General features: G+C 70.7%; 19 protein-coding genes. 4 read left to right on the top strand and 15 right to left on the bottom strand.

Annotated features, from left to right (window positions below; all coding sequences use genetic code 11):
- Positions 1-6: 6 nt before the first annotated feature.
- From ETD86_RS02085 to ETD86_RS02130, 10 genes are all read right to left on the bottom strand, one after another.
- Positions 7-1,881, bottom strand: a complete 1,875-nt coding sequence (locus ETD86_RS02085; RefSeq protein ID WP_211369769.1) for a glycoside hydrolase family 97 protein — start codon at positions 1,879-1,881, stop codon at positions 7-9.
- 105 nt (positions 1,882-1,986) lie between these two features.
- A complete protein-coding gene (locus ETD86_RS02090) occupies positions 1,987-2,754 on the bottom strand; it encodes an IclR family transcriptional regulator (RefSeq protein ID WP_246147524.1) in 768 nt (255 codons plus the stop codon).
- A gap of 14 nt (positions 2,755-2,768) precedes the next feature.
- Entirely contained in the window at positions 2,769-3,782 is a 1,014-nt protein-coding gene (locus ETD86_RS02095; protein WP_138664348.1) for a PDR/VanB family oxidoreductase, read from the bottom strand.
- Complete coding sequence (locus tag ETD86_RS02100) at positions 3,779-4,057, bottom strand: hypothetical protein (RefSeq protein WP_138664349.1); 279 nt, start codon at positions 4,055-4,057, stop codon at positions 3,779-3,781. Before ETD86_RS02100 ends, ETD86_RS02095 begins: the two co-directional genes overlap by 4 nt.
- A gap of 5 nt (positions 4,058-4,062) precedes the next feature.
- Entirely contained in the window at positions 4,063-5,112 is a 1,050-nt protein-coding gene (locus ETD86_RS02105; protein ID WP_138664350.1) for an aromatic ring-hydroxylating oxygenase subunit alpha, read from the bottom strand.
- A gap of 176 nt (positions 5,113-5,288) precedes the next feature.
- Complete coding sequence (locus ETD86_RS02110; RefSeq protein WP_138664351.1) at positions 5,289-6,794, bottom strand: acyl-CoA synthetase; 1,506 nt, start codon at positions 6,792-6,794, stop codon at positions 5,289-5,291.
- Positions 6,795-6,810: 16 nt separating this feature from the next.
- A complete protein-coding gene (locus ETD86_RS02115) occupies positions 6,811-8,124 on the bottom strand; it encodes an MFS transporter (protein WP_138664352.1) in 1,314 nt (437 codons plus the stop codon).
- A 29-nt stretch (positions 8,125-8,153) separates the two neighbouring features.
- Positions 8,154-8,612 carry a MaoC family dehydratase gene (locus ETD86_RS02120; protein ID WP_138664353.1) on the bottom strand — a complete coding sequence of 153 codons (459 nt, stop codon included), beginning with the start codon at positions 8,610-8,612 and terminating at the stop codon, positions 8,154-8,156.
- Entirely contained in the window at positions 8,609-9,487 is an 879-nt protein-coding gene (locus tag ETD86_RS02125) for an amidohydrolase family protein (RefSeq protein ID WP_138664354.1), read from the bottom strand. Before ETD86_RS02125 ends, ETD86_RS02120 begins: the two co-directional genes overlap by 4 nt.
- A 1-nt stretch (position 9,488) precedes the next feature.
- Complete coding sequence (locus ETD86_RS02130) at positions 9,489-10,394, bottom strand: SDR family oxidoreductase (RefSeq protein WP_138664355.1); 906 nt, start codon at positions 10,392-10,394, stop codon at positions 9,489-9,491.
- A gap of 181 nt (positions 10,395-10,575) precedes the next feature.
- Between ETD86_RS02130 and ETD86_RS02135 the strand changes: the two genes are divergently transcribed.
- The 3 genes from ETD86_RS02135 to ETD86_RS02145 all read left to right on the top strand — a co-directional run bounded on the left by ETD86_RS02135 (position 10,576) and on the right by ETD86_RS02145 (position 13,331).
- The gene (locus ETD86_RS02135; RefSeq protein WP_246147526.1) at positions 10,576-11,421 is read left to right on the top strand and encodes a PaaX family transcriptional regulator; all 846 of its coding nucleotides are present in this window, start codon (positions 10,576-10,578) and stop codon (positions 11,419-11,421) included.
- A gap of 137 nt (positions 11,422-11,558) precedes the next feature.
- Positions 11,559-12,113, top strand: a complete 555-nt coding sequence (locus tag ETD86_RS02140) for a TetR/AcrR family transcriptional regulator (RefSeq protein WP_138664356.1) — start codon at positions 11,559-11,561, stop codon at positions 12,111-12,113.
- 6 nt (positions 12,114-12,119) lie between these two features.
- Complete coding sequence (locus ETD86_RS02145; protein ID WP_138664357.1) at positions 12,120-13,331, top strand: FAD-dependent oxidoreductase; 1,212 nt, start codon at positions 12,120-12,122, stop codon at positions 13,329-13,331.
- Between the two features lie 53 nt (positions 13,332-13,384).
- Here ETD86_RS02145 and ETD86_RS02150 read toward each other — a convergent pair whose 3' ends face one another.
- Genes ETD86_RS02150 through ETD86_RS02170 form a run of 5 tightly spaced genes read right to left on the bottom strand, consistent with a single transcriptional unit; the run spans position 13,385 to position 18,581 of the window.
- Positions 13,385-14,908, bottom strand: coding sequence for a tripartite tricarboxylate transporter permease (locus tag ETD86_RS02150; protein WP_246147528.1), 1,524 nt, complete (start codon positions 14,906-14,908; stop codon positions 13,385-13,387).
- On the bottom strand, positions 14,905-15,351 hold the full coding sequence (locus ETD86_RS02155) for a tripartite tricarboxylate transporter TctB family protein (protein WP_138664358.1): 447 nt from the start codon (positions 15,349-15,351) through the stop codon (positions 14,905-14,907). Before ETD86_RS02155 ends, ETD86_RS02150 begins: the two co-directional genes overlap by 4 nt.
- Positions 15,348-16,334 (bottom strand): Bug family tripartite tricarboxylate transporter substrate binding protein, encoded by a 987-nt coding sequence (locus ETD86_RS02160; protein WP_138664359.1) that lies wholly within the window; start codon positions 16,332-16,334, stop codon positions 15,348-15,350. Before ETD86_RS02160 ends, ETD86_RS02155 begins: the two co-directional genes overlap by 4 nt.
- A 14-nt stretch (positions 16,335-16,348) precedes the next feature.
- Positions 16,349-17,626 carry a glucarate dehydratase family protein gene (locus tag ETD86_RS02165; protein WP_138664360.1) on the bottom strand — a complete coding sequence of 426 codons (1,278 nt, stop codon included), beginning with the start codon at positions 17,624-17,626 and terminating at the stop codon, positions 16,349-16,351.
- 13 nt (positions 17,627-17,639) lie between these two features.
- Positions 17,640-18,581, bottom strand: coding sequence for a 5-dehydro-4-deoxyglucarate dehydratase (locus ETD86_RS02170; RefSeq protein WP_281286859.1), 942 nt, complete (start codon positions 18,579-18,581; stop codon positions 17,640-17,642).
- Positions 18,582-18,685: 104 nt separating this feature from the next.
- Here ETD86_RS02170 and ETD86_RS02175 point away from each other — a divergent pair, with 104 nt between their 5' ends.
- A complete protein-coding gene (locus ETD86_RS02175) occupies positions 18,686-19,480 on the top strand; it encodes an IclR family transcriptional regulator (RefSeq protein WP_138664362.1) in 795 nt (264 codons plus the stop codon).
- Positions 19,481-19,486 lie beyond the last annotated feature (6 nt).

Below are 19,486 nucleotides of genomic sequence, written 5' to 3' on the forward strand. Positions count from 1 at the left end.
GGAGGTCTATCGGTCGCATGTGGTGATCGTGGCGTGCCAACGGCAGGCGATCGCGGCGAAACCGCCCTCGGCGGTCACCGGCACCTGCAGCCGGTCCCCGCCCCGCCCGTCGATCACGTGGCTCTCCCGCACCAGGCCGTCCGTGCCGTCGCGGACGACCTCGACCAGCCAGCGGCCGTGCAACATGCTCAGCGGGACGTCGAGCGTGCGGGCCGCGCCCGAGACGCCGGCGCCCACGAACCACCGGTCGCCGCTGCGCCGGGCCAGCACCACGTGGTCGGCCGGGCGGCCGGACAGCAGCCGCGTCTCGTCCCAGGCGGTGGGCACCTGCTCCAGGAAACGTTCGGCCTCCGGCCTGGCCCGGTAGGACTCGACGGTGCCGGCCAGGTTCTGCAGGCCGGACTCGTACGTGACCGCCAGCCCCAGCTCGTGCGCGTCGGACGTGGGCCGGCTCGGCCGGTGGAAGGCCATCGGCGTGTAGTCCATGGAGCCGATCACGTTCCTGGTGAAGGGCAGGGTGGTCACGTGGGCGGTGGTGAGCGTGCGCTTCTCGCCGCCGTGCACGCCTTCCATGGTCATCACGTGCGGCCAGGTGCGGTGAATGCCCTTGGGGACGGTAGAGCCGTGGAAGTTGACCAGGAGCCGGCTCGCGGCGGTGGCGGGCAGGATCTCGTCGTACCAGCGCAGCCGCTCCTGCGACTCGGCGTCCATGAAGTCGATCTTGACGCCGCGCACGCCCCAGCGGTTCAGCGTGGGCAGCCACAAGGCGCGTTCCTCCGGGGTGTCCAGGTCGCGGAAGTGCACCCAGACCAGGATCTCCACGCCCTTGCCTCGCCCGTACTCGACGAGCTGCGGCATCCAGCTGGTGGTCGGCCAGTCCGGGTCGGTGACGTCCCATTGGTCCCGCAGGAAGTACCAGCCGGCGTCCACGGCCACGTACGGCCAGCCGCGTGCCGCGGCGTAGTCGACGTACCCCTTCTGGATCTCGAGGCTCTGCCCGGCCTCCCTGCCGCCCGCGAGCCAGGTCCAGAGCACCTGGCCGGGCCGGATCCATGAGGTGTCGCGCACGCGGGAGCCGGGGGCCAGGTCGTCGACCAGCGTGGACTCGGTGACCGTGGCCAGGTCCCCGATGACCAGCACCCGCCACGGGCTCTCCCCCGCGGCCTGGACCTGCTCGTCCCACAACCGCAGCCGGTACGTGCCGGTGCCTTCCTCGTGCGCCAGCCGCGGCCCCGAGTAGCCCCCGTCCAGCGCGGACTCGCTGATCAGGACGTAGCCGCCGCCGGTCTCGAACAGGGCGGGCACCATGAAGTCGGCAGCGGGCGCGCTCAGTGCCGTGTACTGGACGAACGGGTTCTCGTAGTCGCGGCGGTGCCGGGCCAGCCAGGCGGCGGCGTCCTGCCGGAGGGTGAACGCGGACGTCTCTCGCAGGACCGGCCCGTGGTCGTCCGGCCACCGGTAGCGGTAGGCGACGCCGTCCCGCGCGAGCCTGACGACCAGGTCGAGCCGGGCGCCGGCGGCGTTCTCGAAGGCGAACGTGGCCTCCCGCATGAGCGCCGACCGCTTGAGCCGCTTGCCGACGGTGGCGGTGTAGTGCTCGGCCACCACGCGGTCGCGGCGGTGCAGGAACCGAAGCCCCTGGGACAGATCGGCCCGCTCGGTCACGATGCCGACGGGGCTGGGCTCCAGAACCTGGGCGCCGCGGCGGTCCGCGGCCAGCGTGAGCGTGCCCGTCCCGGGGTCGAGCGCGAGCTGCGCCGCCGGGCCGCCCGGGAAGCCGGAGATCCTCCAGCTCTGGTCGGCGCGGGCGGGCAGAGCGGGGAGGAGGCAGAAGGTCAGGAGGAGTGCGACGCACAGACGTAACGGCATGGCGGTGGGCATGAGGGGCTCCTGCGGCCGGATACATCGGACCTGTTACCGGATCGTAAACCCTTCATTTCCATATGACCAGGCCGTAAGATCCGATCTCTCCCCTCGCAGCCCTCGTCACCGCCCGGCCGCGAACGGCGGCAGAGCGCGGGAGATGGCGCGGGCGCTGGTGCGTACCAGGTGGGCGAGCGCTTGGGTCGAGGCCGTGCCGTGGTGGACGACCAGGGACACGGCGGCGACGACCTCACCTTGGGAGTCGTGGATCGGGGCCGCGACGGACAAGGCGTCCATGGTGACCTGGCGGTCGCTGATGGCGTAACCGCGGGCGCGGGTGTCGGCCAGGGCCGCGCGGACCTGGTGCGAGGTGGTGAGCGTGCGCTCGGTGTACCGTTCGACGGGACGGGCCAGGACCTGTTCCTGCACGTCGGCGGGGGCATGGGCGAGCAGCACCAGTCCGACGCCGGTGGCCGTGAGGGCGAAGCGGCCGCCGACCCGGGTGAGCACCGGCACGGCGCCGGTGCCCGCGATCCGTTCGACGAACACGACCTCGGTGCCCTCCCGCACGGCCAGTTGCACGTTCTCACGGGTCACCTGCGACAGGTCCTCCAGGTACGGCAGAGCGGCCTCGCGCAGGCCGAGGCCGCGCGGGGCGAGCGAGCCGATCTCCCACAGGCGCAGGCCGATGTGGTAACAGCTGGCCGCGTCCCGTTCCAGGGCGCCCCAGGCCACGAGCTCCGCCGCCAGCCGGTGCACGGTGGAGGTCGGCAGCCCGGAGTACCGGGACAGGTCGCTGAGCGTCAGCGCGCGACGGTCGGGGGTGAACGCGCCGAGGATCTGCAGGGCACGCGCCACGACCGGCCCGGTCCTCATGGCGGCTGACGGCATCGACGGCTCCATGGTCAGAGCTCGAGGACCAGCTTGGGGCAGGCGGCGCGGGAGACGCAGATGAACATCACGTCGTTCGCCGCCTCCTCTTCGGGGGTGAGGAGCGAGTCGCGGTGGTCCACGACGCCGGCGAGGACGGGGGTCTCGCAGGTGCCGCAGGTGCCCTCCCGGCAGGAGGTCAGGACCTGCACGCCTGATTCCTCCACGACCTCCAGGATCGACCGGTCCGGCGGCACCGTCAGGGTGAGACCGGAGATGGCCAGCTCGACCTCGAACGACCCGCTCATGACCGGGTCGGCCGCGTCCTTCGGGGTGAAGCGTTCCACGTGCAGCGGCCGGTTCGCACAGCGTGCTTCGACGGCGGCCAGGAGCGGGGCGGGGCCGCAGCAGTAGACGAGGGTGTCCGGCGGCTCCTCGGCCAGGAGGGTGTCGAGGTCGAGCAGGCCGTGCTCCTCCTGCGGCCACAGGAGCACCCGGTCGCCGTGGGCGGCGCGCAGCTCGCCGGCGAACGCCATCGACGCCGCCGTGCGGCCGCCGTAGGCCAGCCGCCACTCAGCGCCTTCGACGGCGGCGATCATGGGGAGGATGGGGGTGATGCCGATCCCGCCGGCGATGAACAGGTAGCGGGGGGCAGGGTGGAGCGGGAAGTTGTTGCGGGGCCCGCGGACCAGGAGGGTGGCGCCCGGGTGGAGGTCGTCGTGCACATACGCCGACCCGCCGCGGCCGTCGGGCTCGCGCAGGACGGCGATCCGCCATGTCGTCCGGTCGGCCGGGTCACCGCATAACGAGTACTGGCGGACGAGGTCGTCGCCCAGGATCAGGTCGATGTGCGCGCCGGGGGTCCACGCCGGCAGCTCTCCGCCGGCCGGGCCGCGCAGCTCGATCGCCACGACTCCGTCGGCCGCCTGCTCGCGAGCGTGCACGACGAGCTTCCGCTCGGCTCCCGAGCCGCCGCCCGCACCAGCCAGGGCACGGCCCGCCACCTCGGCGCCGGCCGTCCGGCCACCCGTGCTCTCGACGGCGGTCATCGGGGCACTCCTGCGCCGGACAGGGCTGCTGGGCCATGGGCGGCCGTCCCCTGGCCGGGGGCGACCACAGCCGGGGCCGGGGTGGCCTCCCCCAGGGCGGTGGCGGCTTCCGGGGTGTGGCCGATCGGGTGGGCGAGCAGCCACTCCCACACCTCGATCGGCCCCTCGGCGAGGTGCGTGGCACCGCAGTGGCAGGTGCCCTGCAGCAGGTCGCTGCCCGGCAGCCACACCACGCGCAGCACCCCGCGACCGGTGAGCATGCGGGTCGGTTCCATGACCGTCACACCCGGCTGCCGGCGCTCTGCCCGGCGAGCCTGGCCAGCATGCGCCGCGCCGCCAGCCCGCCGGTGTCGATGTTGATGGACAGCTCCTGGTATCCGTCGGGCTCGGTCGCGATCACCTGCTCCAGCACGTCCAGCGCGGCCACGTCCTGCAGCACCACGGTCCGGTTGTTCTCGGCGAGGAAGTCCGACACACCCTGGTCGTCGAGGGCGAAGTCGCGGGCCACGGCCCAGAAGTCGTGAGTGGTGTGCTCGGTCTCGGGCGTGATCGCGTACACGACCTCGACGTGGAAGGCGTCCGGGTCGCTGCCGTCGGCGTCCGGCAGCACCCCGAGCGGCGCGATCCTCGAGTGCAGCTTGTACAGGCACGGCGGCGTGTACTCGATGTCCTGCCACCGCATGATCCGCCCGGTCAGTCCGGTCGACTTGGCGTAGAACGGCGGGCACTCGGCGTCGTCCATGTGCCGGCTGACGTAGACGATCCCGGCCTCCTCGTCCACCTCGGTGGTGATCGGGGTGGCGGCCACCTCGGGGGTGCCGATGTAGCCGCCGTGCAGGTACGTCTCGTGCGACAGGTCGAGCAGGTTGTCCACCAGCAGCCCGAAGCGCGCCTTGAGCGGCTCCATCCCGGACACGGTGGTGTAGTCGGGCGAGACCAGCCAGGGCGCCCGCGGGATGCGGGTGGCGTCGGCCTTGGCCGGGTCGCCGATCCAGACCCAGACGAACGAGTCCTGTTCGACGACCGGGTAGCTCTTCAGGCGGGCGGTGCGCGGCACCCGGGTCTGGCCGGGGACGGCCACGCAGCCGCCGTCAGCGGCGTAGGTGAAGCCGTGGTAGCCGCACACCACCTGGTCGTCGACCAGCCGGCTCGGCGTCTCGGACAGCGGGAAACGACGGTGCACGCAGCGGTCGGACATGGCGGTGACGGTCCCGGCGCGGGTCCGCCAGAACAGGATCGACTCGCCGCAGACGGTGCGGCTGAACAGCTCCTGGCCGATCTCGCGGCCGTACGCGGCGACGTACCACTGGTCGCGGGGGATGCTTGACATGGGCGACTCCTTCTCAGTGGAACGATGGTGACCTCGGTCACGTACGGGACGGAACCGCGCTTCCCGCATGCCGGCAAACGAATGTCCCTAGAACCGCAGCACCGGCATGATCACCACGCTGGAGCGGCGCGGTCTCATCGTCCGCCGCCACGCCGATCCGCCGCCGCACTGAGTCATCAGAGCGACGGAACGGACAGGGCCCGGAGCTTGAGCTTCTGGATCTTGCCCGAGCCGGTCTTCGGCAGGTCCCCGACGAACGTGACGTACCGGGGAATCTTGTACTTGGCGAGCCGGGCGAGCAGGAAGTCGCGCAGCTCCTCCCCCGTGACGTCATGCCCGGGACGGGCGACCACGAACGCGCGACCGGTCTCGCCCCACGTCTCGTCGGCCACGCCGACCACCGCCGCCTCGGCCACCGCGGGGTGCTCGAAGAGGACCGCCTCCACCTCCGCCGGATAGACGTTCTCGCCGCCGGAGATGTACATGTCCTTGACCCGGTCCACGATGTACAGGTGCCCCTCGTCGTCCCGATAGGCGACGTCGCCGGAGCGGAACCAGCCGCCGTCGGCGAAGGCCGCGGCCGTGGCCCCGGCGTCGTTCCAATAGCCGGGAGTGACGTTGGGGCCCTGGATGAGGACCTCCCCCGGCTCGCCCGGCGCGGCGTCGTCGAGGTCGGCCCGGACGACCCGGACGTCGGCGAAGAAGACGGGCACGCCCGCCGAGCCCACCTTGTGGTCGCTCTGGCTGGCCTCCAGGAACGTCGCCCCCGGCGAGGTCTCGGTCAGCCCGTATCCCTGGCAGAACACCAGACCCCGCTCCTGGTACGTGCGGATCAGCGCGGGCGGGATCGACGCTCCCCCGGACATCAGCGTCCGCAGCGAGGACAGGTCCGCCCCGGCCCACCGCGGCGAACCCGCGAACGCGGCGAACATCGTGGTGACCCCGAACATCCAGGTCACACCGAGCTTCTCGATCAGGTCATAACACGTGTCCACGTCCCACGACGACATGATCACCGACCGGCCGCCCTTGGCGAAGGTCGGCAGCAACGTCTGGTTCAGCGCCGCCACGTGGAACAGCGGGGCGCTGACCAGCGTCGTCTCGTCGCCGGCCACGTCCACCCCGATGAGCATGTTGTACGTGTTCCAGATCAGGTTGGCGTGGCTGAGCATGGCGCCCTTGGGCCGGCCGGTGGTGCCCGACGTGTACAGGATGAGCGCGATGTCGTCCTGCGCCACCGGCACGTCGATCGGGGTGGTGTCGCCCGTCGCCAGCCAGCTCTCATAGGCTTCGAGCGAGACGGTCTCCTCCAGTGCCGACGTGCCGGTCAGCGCCTCGACCACGCCCGCGCACTGCGGCGCGTGGATCAGGACCTTCGCGCCGCAGTGACCCAGCATGTAGTCGATCTCGGGCGCCGCGAGCCGGAAGTTCAGCGGGACGAAGATCCCGCCGAGCACGTGCGTGGCGAACATGGTCTCCGCGAACGCGGTGTGGTTCGGGCCGAGATAGGCGACCCGGTCCCCGGCCCGCACGCCACTGTCCCGCAGCCGCGCGGCCAGCCGCGTCACCCGCTCGTGGACTTCGGCGTACGTCAGGGAGCGGTCCTCGAAGACGAAGGCCGTGCGGTCCGGCGTCATCATGGCCCGCCGCGCCGGCCAGCCGCCGATCCCGGAGTTCTGCATGAGCGTGCCTCTCCTGTCAGGAGGTGGTGGTCTTGGGGGCTCCCGCGGGGACGGACTCCCCGGTCAGATCGCCGCGGCTGGTCTCCTTCAGCGCCAAGGTGCAGACCACGGCCAGCAGGCACGAGGCGGCGATGACGGCGGAGACCACGAGGGTTCCGCCGCCGCCGTTGGCCGCCTGGATCTGGGCGAACACCACGGGCGCCAGCCCGGCGCCGAGCCCGGCCAGCTGGTAGCCGAGCGACGCGCCGGTGTAGCGGGTGCGGGTGCTGAACAGCTCGGTGTAGAGCGCGGCCAGCGGACCGTACATCATCGGGTGCACGACGGCCTGGCCGAAGACGAGCGCGGCGGTGAGCAGCCCGGCGCTGCCGGTGTTCACCAGCGGGAACAGGGCGAACGCGAACACCGCCATGATCAGCGCGCCGGTGATGACGACCGGCCGCCGCCCCACCCGGTCGGACAGCGCCGACCAGCCGAGGATGCCGATCACGGCCAATGCCGACGACAGCGTCAGCCCGTTCAGCACGGTCTGCCGCTCGAACCCGGCCTGCACCCCGTACGCGATGAGGTAGGTGGTGAGCGTGCCCTGCGCCACGAACGCGGCCAGCCCCACGCCGACCCCGAGCAGCAGCGTCCTGGGCTGCCCGCGCAGCACCTCCAGCAGCGGAGCCCTGGATGCGCTCTCCTTGACGGCGGCGCTGAAGACCGGGGTCTCCTCCACCCGCGTCCTGACGAACAGGCCGATCGCGAGCAGGACGATGCTGATGAGGAACGGCACCCGCCATCCCCACGCCAGGAAGGCCTCGTTGCCGAGCACGGCGGCGGTGCCGCTCAGCGCGGCGGTGGACAACACCATGCCGAACGGTGCGCCGGCGTTGGTGAAGCTGGCCCAGAGGCCGCGGCGTGCGGTGGCGTGCTCTGCCGACATGAGCACCGCACCGCCCCACTCGCCGCCGACCGCGATCCCCTGCACGACCCTGAGCAGGACGAGCGCTATCGGGGCGAGCACCCCGGCCTGCGCGTACGTGGGCAGCACCCCGATGAGGAAGCTGGCCACGCCCATCAGCACCATGGTGAGCACCAGCATGCGCTTGCGGCCCAGCCGGTCGCCGAAGTGGCCGAACACGACGCCGCCGATCGGCCTGGCCAGGTAGCCGGTGGCGAACGTGCCCAGGCTGGCCACCGTGGCGACCAGCGGGTCGAGGTTGGAGAAGAAGACCTTGTTGAACACGACGGCGGAGGCCGTGGCGTACAGGAGGAAGTCGTAGTACTCGATGACGCTGCCGAGGAAGCTCGATGCCACCGCGCGGCGCAGCTGGACGGGATTGGACATGAGTGGGGGGCTCCTCACACCTAGAAGGGTCAGGCGTAGTGCCGGTAGACGGCACGGGCGACGCACGCGGGCTTGGCCGCGCCGTCGATCTCCACGGTGAAGTCGAGCGACATCTGGACGCCGTCGCCGGGGACCTCCTCGACCTCGGCGACCTTGGCGGCAAGGCGGATCTTGCTCCCGACCCTGACCGGACTGGGGAAGCGGACCTTGTCCAGGCCGTAGTTGATGCTCATCTTCATGCCCTGGATGTCCAGCAGCTCGGTGAACAGCGGGATGAGCAGCGACAGGGTCAGGTAGCCGTGCGCGATCGTGCCGCCGAACGGGCCGTCCTTCGCCTTCTCGGGATCGATGTGGATCCACTGGTGGTCGTTGGTGGCGTCGGCGAAGGTGTTCACCCGGTCCTGGGTGATCTCCAGCCAGCGGCTGTGGCCGAGTTCCTGCCCGGCCAGCGCCTTGAGCTCGGTGAGACCGTTCGCGACGGTGGTCATGGCTGTGTCTCCTTGGGGGTCAGGCCGAGCAGGCGCGCGGCGTTGTCTTTGAGGATCTTGGGGCGGACCTCGGGCTTGATGTCGAGCTTGGCGAAGTCCGCCAGCCACCGGTCCGGGGTGATCACCGGGTAGTCCGAGCCGAACAGCACCTTGTCCTTGAGCAGCGTGTTGGCGTAGCGGACGAGCTGCGGCGGGAAGTACTTCGGCGACCAGCCGGACAGGTCGATGTACACCGACGGCTTGTGTGTGGCGACCGCCAGGGCCTCGTCCTGCCAGGGGAACGACGGATGCGCCAGGATGATCTTCAGGTGCGGGAAGTCGACGGCGACATCGTCGACCAGCATCGGGTTGGAGTACTTCAGCCGGATGCCGGCGCCGCCGGGCACGCCCGCGCCGATGCCGGTCTGGCCGGTGTGGAACAGGGCCACCGCGCCGAGCTCCTCGATCACCTCGTACAGGGGGTAGGCCATCGGGTCGTCGGGGGCGAAGCCCTGGATGCTGGGGTGGAACTTGAAGCCGCGCACGCCGTACTCGGTGACCAGGCGGCGGGCCTCGCGGACGCCTGCCCGGCCCTTCCACGGGTCGACGCTGGCGAACGGGATGAGCACGTCAGAGTGCTCGGCGCAGCTCTCGGCGATCTCCTCGTTGGAGATGCGGCGATGGCCGGTGGCGTGCTCGGCGTCCACCGTGAACACCACCGCGGCCATCTGCCGCTCCCGGTAGTAGGCGGCCATCTGCGCGATGGTCGGCCGCTCGTGCGCGCCGAAGTAGTCCGCCGACGCCCCGAACAACTCCGGGCTGAGCGAGCCGTGCCCGTCCTTGGAGACCTCGGCGTGGGTGTGGACGTCGATCGCGACCAGGCTGTCGACGTCCATGTCAGGCCCCCTTGGGGGCGGGGATGCCGTACGTCTCCGGTTCGAACCCGGCGCCGCCGTCCCAATAGGCGGCGATGGCATCGGCGGGCCAACCGCCGTCGGTGATGGCGACGGCCTTCTCCTGGGGGTGCGACCAGAGGGTCAGCTTGTCGCCGCCGATGCCGACGGCCTGCCCGGTGACGCCGGCCGAGGCGTCCGAGGCGAGGTAGACGATGAGCCCGGCCACGTCCTCGACCGTGCCGAGTCCCTCGTCCTTCCGCACCCAGTCCGGCAGCGGGTCGCCGGTGCGCTCGGCCTCCTCCAGGATCGGCGCGAAGACCGGGATCGTCTTGGTCATCTCGGTGGCCGCGACCGGGACGACGGCGTTCACCGTGATGTTCGCCCTGGCCAGCTCCAGGGCCCAGGTGCGGGCCATGGCCACGATGCCGGCCTTGGCGGCGGCGTAGTTGGTCTGGCCGAAGTTGCCGCGCTGGCCGGCCGGCGAGGAGATCAGGATCAGCCGGCCGCCCTCGCCCTGCTCGCGCATGCGGACGGCCGCCGCGCGGGCGCAGGTGAACGTGCCCCGCAGGTGCACCTCGACGACCGCGTCGAAGTCCTCGTCGGACATCTTCCACAGGACCCGGTCCCGCAGGATGCCGGCGTTGGTCACCATGACGTCGAGCCGGCCGAACACCTTGACCGCGGTGTCCACCAGCCGCTGCGCGACCTCGGACCCGCCGACCGCGCCTGCCTCGACCACGGCCTTGCCACCTGCGGCGACGACGGCCTCGGCCACCTCCGAGGCCGCCGCGGCGTCCACGTCGTTGACGACGACCGCCGCGCCCGCGGCGCCGAGCGCCTCCGCGTACGCCCGGCCGAGACCGCGACCGGCCCCGGTGACCACAGCCACCTTGCCCGACAAATCCATCTATTCCACCCCAAACACCGCAAAGTTCCACCGACGTCGGCCAATGTAGGGCAGCCTCGTGACCCAGGTCAAAGTTTTGCCCAACTTCAGGCTCACCAATCTGATGCCCACTACGTTGGGCATAATTTCAACCTTCGTCAAGACTTTGCCCGGCATCGCTGCTCCGTCTACGCTCAGGCGTGTGAAGCACGAGGATGAGCAGGACCAGCCGCATCAGCTGCCGGCTGCGCGCCCGCAGTCGCTGATGTTCAGCTTTCTCGGCATCTACGTGCTGGAGCGCGACACCGCGGTCTACTCGGGCAGCGTCATCGACGTCTTCGCCCGCCTGGGCGTGTCCGAGGAGGCGGTGCGCTCGACGCTCACCCGCATGGTCAAGCGCAACCTGCTGGCCAGGCACCGCCAGGGGAAGAAGGTCTACTTCGGGCTCACCCCGCATGCCACGGAGGTGCTCGACGACGGGCGCAGACATGTCTGGGAGACCGGCGCGATCAACCGCGACTGGGACGGCACCTGGACGCTGGTCGGTTTCTCACTGCCGGGCAGTGAGCGCAGCACCCGCCACGACCTGCGCTCCCAGCTCATCTGGTCCGGGTTCGGGCTGCTGCAGGGCGGGTTGTGGATCGCTCCCGGCACGAAGGACGTGGAGTCGGTGCTCGCCGCACTCGGTCTCGGCGACAACGTGACGGTGCTGCAGGCGCGGGCGTTCAGGCCGACCGAGTCGGCCGACCTGGTGCGCAAGGCTTTCGACACCGACCAGATCGCCGAACGGTACCGAGCCTTCCTCGACCGCTGGGACACCGCGCACCCGCTGCCGTCCGCCGCCGACGACCTGGCCAGGCAGTTGCTGCTGCACACCGACTGGCTGCAACTCGTCCGCCAGGACCCGCGCCTCCCGGCCGAGCACCTGCCCGCCGACTGGCCGGCGATCCGCGCGGAGACGCTGTTCCACACACTGGCCCGCCGCTACGAGCCCACTGCGGCGAAGCTCGCCGCAGCCGTGCTCGACGAGCTCCCCCTTCGTCCCTAGCGGGCACCTCCGACGGGGAGCGCCGGCTCCCGCAGAGGCGGCGCGCCCGCGTCGGGCCGAGTCGATCTCCCTTGCCTCTCCCACCATGCACGGCTATCTTGTTGAGTAAACGTTTATTCAATGAAGGAACGGCGGACATGGCCAGAACCCGGAAGGAGCAGGCGGAATGGCGGCGCGAGCAGCTGCTCGACGCGGCATTGACCGTCTTCGCCGCGAAAGGCGTCGACGGCGCCTCCGTCAAGGACCTCGCCGCCGCGGCGGGAGCGACGCCCGGCCTGCTCTACCGCTACTTCGACAGCAAGGAGGCCCTGGTCCAAGCGCTGCTGGCGGAGCGCGGCTTCCTGCCGCGCCTACGCGAGCTGCTGACCGCCGACCACGGCACACGCCCGGCCAGGCAGGTGCTGACCGAGTTGCTGGCCGCGTTCGACCGCCTGCTCACCGAGAACGCCGACCTCGTGGCCGTGTTCTTCGGCACCACCCAGGCGCGCGCCGCGCTGGCCGAGCTGATGGCCGAAGGGCAGCGGCTGGTCGGCGATTTCCTCACCGTCCGCATCGCGGCCGGCGAGTTGCGCCCCCACGACGTCGCGACGGCGGCCAAGACCTTGCTCGCCACCGTTGCCGTGAACCGCCGGACGGGCACCCCGGTCGACGTCGCACGGCTGGTCCAGCTGTTGTTCCCCGAGGAAGGGTGAAACGTCATGCGTACGGAGAGCACCAGATGTTGCGTGGTCGGCGGCGGCCCGGCCGGGATGATGGCCGGGTTGTTGCTGGCCCGCCAGGGGGTCGAGGTGATCGTCCTGGAGAAGCACGCCGACTTCCTCAGGGACTTCAGGGGCGACACCGTCCATCCCTCCACGCTGGAGCTGATCGCGGAGCTGGGCTGGATCGAGGAGTTCCTGAGCCTGCCGCACAGCAGGATGCCCGACGTCACCGTGAGCATCGGCGGCCGGGCCGTCACCTTCGCCGACTTCAGCAGGCTGCCCGCGCGATGCCCGTACATCGCCTTCATGCCCCAGTGGGACGTGCTGGACTTCCTGGCCGGCAAGGCCGCCGCGTACCCCTCCTTCCGCCTGCTGCGCAGCACGAGAGCGACGGAGCTGATCGTGGAGGACGGGCGCGTCGCCGGGGTCCGGGCGACCACCGCCGACGGCCCGCTCGAGGTACGGGCCGACCTGGTGATCGGGGCGGACGGCCGCCACTCGACGCTCCGTGACCAGGCCGGGCTGGAGGCCACGGCGAGTTCGCCGCCCATGGACGTGCTGTGGTTCCGTCTGCCGCGCCGCGAAGACGATCAAGTGCCCTTCTTCCAGGGCGGCAAGGGGGCCCTGGTCGCCATCGACCGCGGGGAGTTCTGGCAGCTCGCCTACACGATCCCGCCAGGGGCCTCCGAGGAGCTCAAGACGGCCGGGATGAGCGCGTTCCGCGAGCGGGTGGCGGGCCTGGCGCCGGCTCTGAGCGACCGCGTCGCGCTGCTCGGTGACTGGGACCAGATCCACCAGCTGACCGTCCGGGTCGACCGGCTGCGGCGGTGGCACCGGCCGGGGTTGCTCTGCATCGGTGACGCCGCCCACGCCATGTCTCCGGCGGGCGGCGTGGGCATCAACCTGGCCGTCCAGGACGCGGTCGCCACCGTCAACCTGCTCGGTCCCATCCTGCGGGGGGCGGACGTTCCGAGCGACGCCGACCTCGCCAGGGTGCAGGCACGCCGGGAACGGGCCGTCCGCGTGACCCAGGCGTTCCAGGTCGGGATCCTCCGCGACCTCTACCCGAAGGAGACGGCGGACGACACGGCCGGGCACGTGCCGCCGATCTTCACCGTCTTCAAGGCGCTGCCGCCGCTACGCCACCTGATGGGGCGCTTCATCGGGATGGGAGTGCGGCCGGAGCACATCGAACATCCCGGGGTCTAGCCGCCGGCGGTCAGCACCGGCGATGCCACGTCGCGGAGGAAGGAGTGCTTGCCTCAGGCCGCCACGTTCTCCTCCTGCCGCTGCCGCTTCCGCTTGGACAGGCGCAGGACCGGGGGCACGACGACGATCAGGACGATCACGGCGAGCAGCGTGGCGGTGATGGGCTGGGTGAGGAACCCGGTCACGTCGCCGCCGAAGATCCGCATCGACCGCCGGAACGACGACTCGAGCAGGCCGCCGAGCACGAACGCCAGCACGAGCGGCCCGGGCTCGAAGCCGGCCTTCTTCATCAGGTAACCGACCACACCAAGACCGACCATGATGAACATGTCGAAGACGCTCATCCGGACGGTGTAGACGCCGATCATGGTGACGAGGATCGTCAGCGGGGCCAGGATGGCCTGCCGCACCCGCAGGATACGGACGAACACCCCGATCAGCGGCATGCTCATGGCCAGCAACAGCAGGTTGCCGACGTACATGGAGTTGACCACGCCCCAGAACAGGTCGGGCTTCTCCGCCACCAGTGCCGGGCCGGGCGTGATGCCCTGGATGAGCAGCGCCCCGAACATGATCGCCATGGTGGCGTTCGCCGGGATGCCGAGCGTCAGCAGCGGGATGAACGACGAGGTCGCGGCGGCGTTGTTGGCGGTCTCCGGCCCGGCGACGCCCTGGATGGCGCCCTTGCCGAACTTCTCCGGCTGTTTGCTGGCCCGCTTCTCCACGGCGTAGGCGACCATGGACGACATGGTCGCGCCGCCGCCCGGCAGGATGCCGAGCAGGAACCCGAGCACCGAGCCCCGGGTGATCGCACCCTTGGACTCGCGGAGCTCCGCGCGGGAGGGGTAGACCGAGCCGACGGCCGCGGCCGGCTCCGCGGGCTTGCGCAGCGACTCCAGGTTGTAGAGGATCTCGCCGACGCCGAACAGGCCCATCGCGACGATGACGAAGTCGATCCCGTCGAGCAGCTGGTCGACGCCGAAGGTCAGGCGGGAGACGCCCTCCAGCGGGTCCTGCCCGATGGTGGCCAGCAGCAGCCCGACCGTGGCCATGAGGATGCTCTTGAGCGGCGATCCGGTGCCGAGCGTGGTGATCAGCAGGATGCCGAGCAGGGCCAGCGCGGTGTACTCCGACGGCCCGAAGTCCAGCGCGAAGCCGGCCACCAGCGGCGCCACGAACGTCAGGCCGATGATCGCGACCGTGCCGCCGATGAAGGAGCCGATGGCGGCGATGCCGAGCGCGGAGCCGGCCCGGCCCTGCCGGGCCAGCGCGTGGCCGTCGATGGCGGTGACCACGCTGGACGCCTCGCCGGGCAGGCGCAGCAGCACCGAGGTGATGGTGCCGCCGTACTGGGCGCCGTAGAAGATGCCGGCGAGCATGATGATGGCCGCGGTCGGCTCGATGTTGTACGTGATCGGCAGCAGCACCGCGATGGTGGCCGCGGGCCCGAGCCCGGGCAGCACCCCGATCAGCATGCCGAGCGTGACCCCGAGCAGGCAGTAGAAGAGGTTCTCCGGCTGGAAGACCACGCCGAATCCGGCGATCACCGGGGAGAGGAAGTCCATGTCCGCTCTCACAGTTGGATGATGTGGGGCAGCGACACTCCGAGCCCTGTGATGAACAGCAGGTAGAGCGCCGCCGTCGCGACGACCGAGACCACGGCGGTCACCGGCCAGCTCTCCCTGCCGAGCCCCTTGAGCCACAGGACGAGCAGCGCGATGGTCGGCACCTCGAAGCCGACGAGCTCGAACAGGAACGCGTACCCGATCAGCGAGGCGGCCGCGATGGCGACCGTCACGACGTCCTTGGTGAACCGTTCCTCGTCGCCGCGGGGCCGCGACTGGAGCACCAGCACCGCGGCCGTGATCACCATGGCGACGCTGACCACCAGCGGCCACATGCCCGGCCCGGGGGCCGACAGGCTGCCGACCCCCAGGTTCCATGACATGATCGCGGCCGCCACGCCGATGACCAGCGGGACCAGCGCGGCCACCACGTTCAGCCGACGCTCGTAGCTCACTGCTGCTGCGCCTTCAGGTCGATGCCGAGGTCCTTGGCCAGGGTCTCGAACCGCTTGAGGCTCTCGTTGAGCTGGGCGCCCACCTGGTCACCGTTGGCGTCCCAGCGCCCGATGTAGTTGGCCTTCAGGATCTCGTTGTATTCGGGCGAGGCGATGGCCTTGTCGATGGCCGCGGCCAGCTTGTCGCGCACCTCGGCGGGCAGCCCGGCCGGCCCGGCCACGAACCTGCGCTGGTCCACCACGACGTCGTAGCCGGACTCCTTGGCGGTCGGCACCTCGGGCATGGCCTCGAGACGCTTGTCGGAGAAGACCGCGAGCGCCCGCATCTTGCCGGCCTGGACCTGCTTGAAGCCCTCGGCGATCTGCACGGAGGCGGCGTCGACCTTGCCGCCGAGCACCGCGGTCACCGTCGGCGCGCCGCCGTCGAAGGGCACCGGCGCGGCGTTCGTCTTGCCCAGGCCGAACAGCAGTGTCTGCGACAGCTGGCTGCCGGTGCCCGGGCCGGTGGTGCCGTACTTGACGTCGGAGGCGCTGACAAGGTCCTTGAGCGTCTTGTACTTCGAGTCCGCGGGCACGACCAGGACGTAGTCCTCCACCGCCAGACCCTTGATGAAGGTCATGTCGGTGAGCTTGACCGGGTCGGCGTCGTCGAGCATGAGCGGCCCGATGGCGAACAACGACTGCGGCATCACGGCGATGCGGTAACCGTCCGGCTTGCTGCCGAACACGTCCTTGCCGGCGATCTTGCCGTTGGCGCCGGGCTTGTTCACGACCACGGCCTTGGCGCCGAGCGGCTCCTCGATGCTCTTGGCGAGGGCCCGCGTGAGCAGGTCGGTGCTGCCGCCCGGGTCCGTCGGCACGGTGAACTCGACGGGCTTGTTCGGGTAGCCGGACGCGGCGGCGCCCTTGTCCGAGCTGCCGCCCTGCACGGCGCAGGCGGAGGCAGCCAGCGCGACGGCGGCCAGGAGTACGCCGATTCTCATGATTTTCTCCGTTTTCACCAGCGAGGGAGTGAGGGCTGAACCCAGTCGGGGTGGACCTTGCGCATCGCGGCGACGTCGTCCCTGTCACGCATGTCGGGGCGGGCGAGCCAGCGCTCGTGCAGCGCGCCCAGCGCGTCCCGGTCGAGCTCGACGCCGAGACCAGGCGCGTCGCTGACCTCGATCGCGCCGCCGGTGAAGCGGTGCGGCTCGGTGATGACGTCCTCGGTCTGCCAGGGTCGGTGGCTGTCGCAGGCGTAGCTGAGGTCGGGGATCACGCTGGCGACGTGGGTCATGGCCGCCAGGCTGATCCCGAGGTGGGTGTTGGAGTGCATGGACAGGCCCACGCCGTACGTGCGGCAGAGCGCCGCCAGCTCGCGGGTGGCGTGCAGCCCGCCCCAGTAGTGGTGGTCGGAGAGCACGACCTGGACGGCGTCCTTGGCGAACGCCTCCGGCACTTCGCCGAACGTGGTGACGCACATGTTGGTGGCCAGCACCGCGCCGGTGCGCTCGCGCACCTCTGCCATGCCCGCCACACCCGCGGTCGGGTCCTCCATGTATTCGAGCAGGTCGCCGACCTCCTCGGCCACCCGCACGCTGGCTTCGACGGACCAGCCGCCGTTGGGGTCCAGCCGCAGCGGGTAGCCGGGGAACGCCTTGGCCAGCGCCTTGACGGCGGCGATCTCCTCCTCGGGCGCGAACACGCCGCCCTTGAGCTTGAAGGAGGTGAAGCCGTAGTCGTCGGCGAAGCGCTGGGCCTGCCGGACCACGCCGTCGGGGTCGAGGGCGGCGTCCCAGTCGTCGGGCGCCTCGCCATCGGGGTGCTCGGCCCAGCGGTAGAACAGGTAGCCGCTGTAGTCGACGCGGTCGCGTACCTTGCCGCCGAGCAGGCAGTGCACCGGCAGCCCGGTCGTCTTGCCGAGCGCGTCGAGGCTGGCCACCTCGAAGGCGGACACCACGCTGCGGATCAGCTTCTCGTTGTTGCGGGTGCCGCGCAGGCCGGCCGGGTCGAACTCCTTGACCTCGTCCGTGGCCCCGGTCAGCGTCGCGGACGCCAGGGCGTACAGGCCGTTCATGGAGGTGAGGTCGCGGCCGGGGAGGACGTCGGCGAGCTTGCGCGCGACGTCCAGGTAGTCGGTGTCGCCGTAGGTCTCGCCGATGCCGGTGACGCCGTCGTCGGTCTCGATCTCGACGATCGTGCGCGGCGTGTACGGCTGGTGCACGCCGAGCACATTGAGCAACGGCGGGTCGCTGATCAGGATGGGCGTGACGGTCGCCCGGACGATACGTGACATGTGGGGATTCCTTCTAGGCGGCGGCGAGGGCGAGTCCGGTGGTCAGCAGTCCTTCGAGGGCCCGCAGATGCTCGGGCGCCGGGTCGACCAGCGGGGCGCGTACGGAGCCGACGTTCGCGCCGCGCAGCCGGGCTCCGGCCTTGACCAGGGAGACCGCGTAGCCACTGCCCTGGTCGCGCAGCTCTACCAGCGGGACGTAGAACTCCTTGAGCAACTGGTCGACGCGCACCTGGTCACCGGCGTGGAACGCGCGGAAGAAGGCCCCGGCGATCTCGGGCGCGAAGGCGTGCACCGCGGAGGAGTAGGCCGGCACGCCGATGCTGCTGTAGGCCCGCGCCTGCATCTCGGCGGTGGCCGCGCCGTTGAAGAACAGCCACTCGCTGGGGGCGGCCAGCTTGATGCGCTGCAGCCGGTCGAGGTCGGAGTGGCCGTCCTTGACGCCGATCACGTTGGGGATCTCGGCGAGGGCCGGCACGGTGGCGACGTCGATCCGGACCTGGGCGCGCTGGTAGACGATGATCGGCAGCGCGGTGCTCGCGGCGACGCGGCGCACGTGCTCGACCAGTCCCCGCTGCGGCGTCTCGGCCAGGTACGGCGGCAGCAGGAGCAGGGCGTCGGCCCCGGCCCGCTCCGCGGCGGCGGCGAACCTGGCGGCCTGCGCCCAGCCGTAGCCCGCGCCGGCGACCACCGGCAGCGCGCCGTCCGCCTCCTCGACGGCCGCCTTGATCAAGGTCGCGTACTCGTCCTCGGCGAGCGAGAAGAACTCACCGGTTCCGCAGCACGGGAACACCGCGCCCGGACCGGCCGCGATCTGCGTACGCAGATGCGCGCGGAAGCCGTCCAGATCGACGCGCCCGTCGGCGTCGAATGCCGTCAGCGGGAACGACAGCACGCCCTTGTCCATCCCCCGGCGCAGCCGTTCGGATATCTCCTCGCTCGTATACGTGGCAGGCAAACTGTCTCCATATGTAGATTGCCGAGCATGTGGCTGGCAGTTAAGCTCCATTTTGGTAATGTGTCAACACTTTGACCGAGGCGCGCAGACTCCTGTGAGGTGCAATGACCCATCCCGAAAGCGGGGTGCGTAGCGTCAAGTCCGCGGCGCGGACCATCGAGCTCCTCGAACTTCTGGCCTCCCGCCAAAACCGCCCCGCCCGCCTGCGCGAGCTGAGCGAGGCGCTGGGAGCCCCCCGCAGCAGCCTGTACGCCCTGATCCGCACCCTCGTGGAGCATGGCTGGGTCCGCACCGACGAGACCGGCAGCCTCTACAGCATCGGCATCAGCGCCCTGCTGGCCGGCACCACCTACCTCGACACCGACCCCTACCTGCGCATCGCGCAGCCGCACATCAACGACCTCAGCGCCCAGCTGGACGAGACCATCCACTTCGGCCGGCTCGACCGCAACTACATCGTCTACCTGGCCACCAAGGAGTCGAGCCGGTACGTGCGCCCGTTCAGCCGGGTGGGCCGCCGGCTGCCCGCCTTCAGCACCGCCATGGGCAAGTCGCTGCTGGCCGAACGGATCGGCACGCCGCACGAGGTGCCTATCCCGCAGCCGATCGTGCCGCTGACCCCCAACACACTGGTGGACCACGACGCCCTGCGGCGCGACCTGGAGCTCACCCGCGAGCGCGGCTACGCCATCGACAACGAGGAGAACTACGCCGGCGTGAAATGCTTCGGCTTCGCGCTGCGCTACAGCTCCCCCGCGACGGACGCGATCAGCTGCTCGGTGCCCATCGCCAGCCTGAACGGCAAGCGGGAGCAAGAGGTCGTCGAGGCGATGGAGAAGGTCAGGCTGGCCATCGAGCGCATGGCCCCGATGGATCTGTCCGCACCCGGGTGGGTCTGACAGTTG

Origin of the sequence: Nonomuraea turkmeniaca (genome assembly GCF_005889735.1) — a bacterium.
Classification (GTDB): domain Bacteria; phylum Actinomycetota; class Actinomycetes; order Streptosporangiales; family Streptosporangiaceae; genus Nonomuraea; species Nonomuraea turkmeniaca.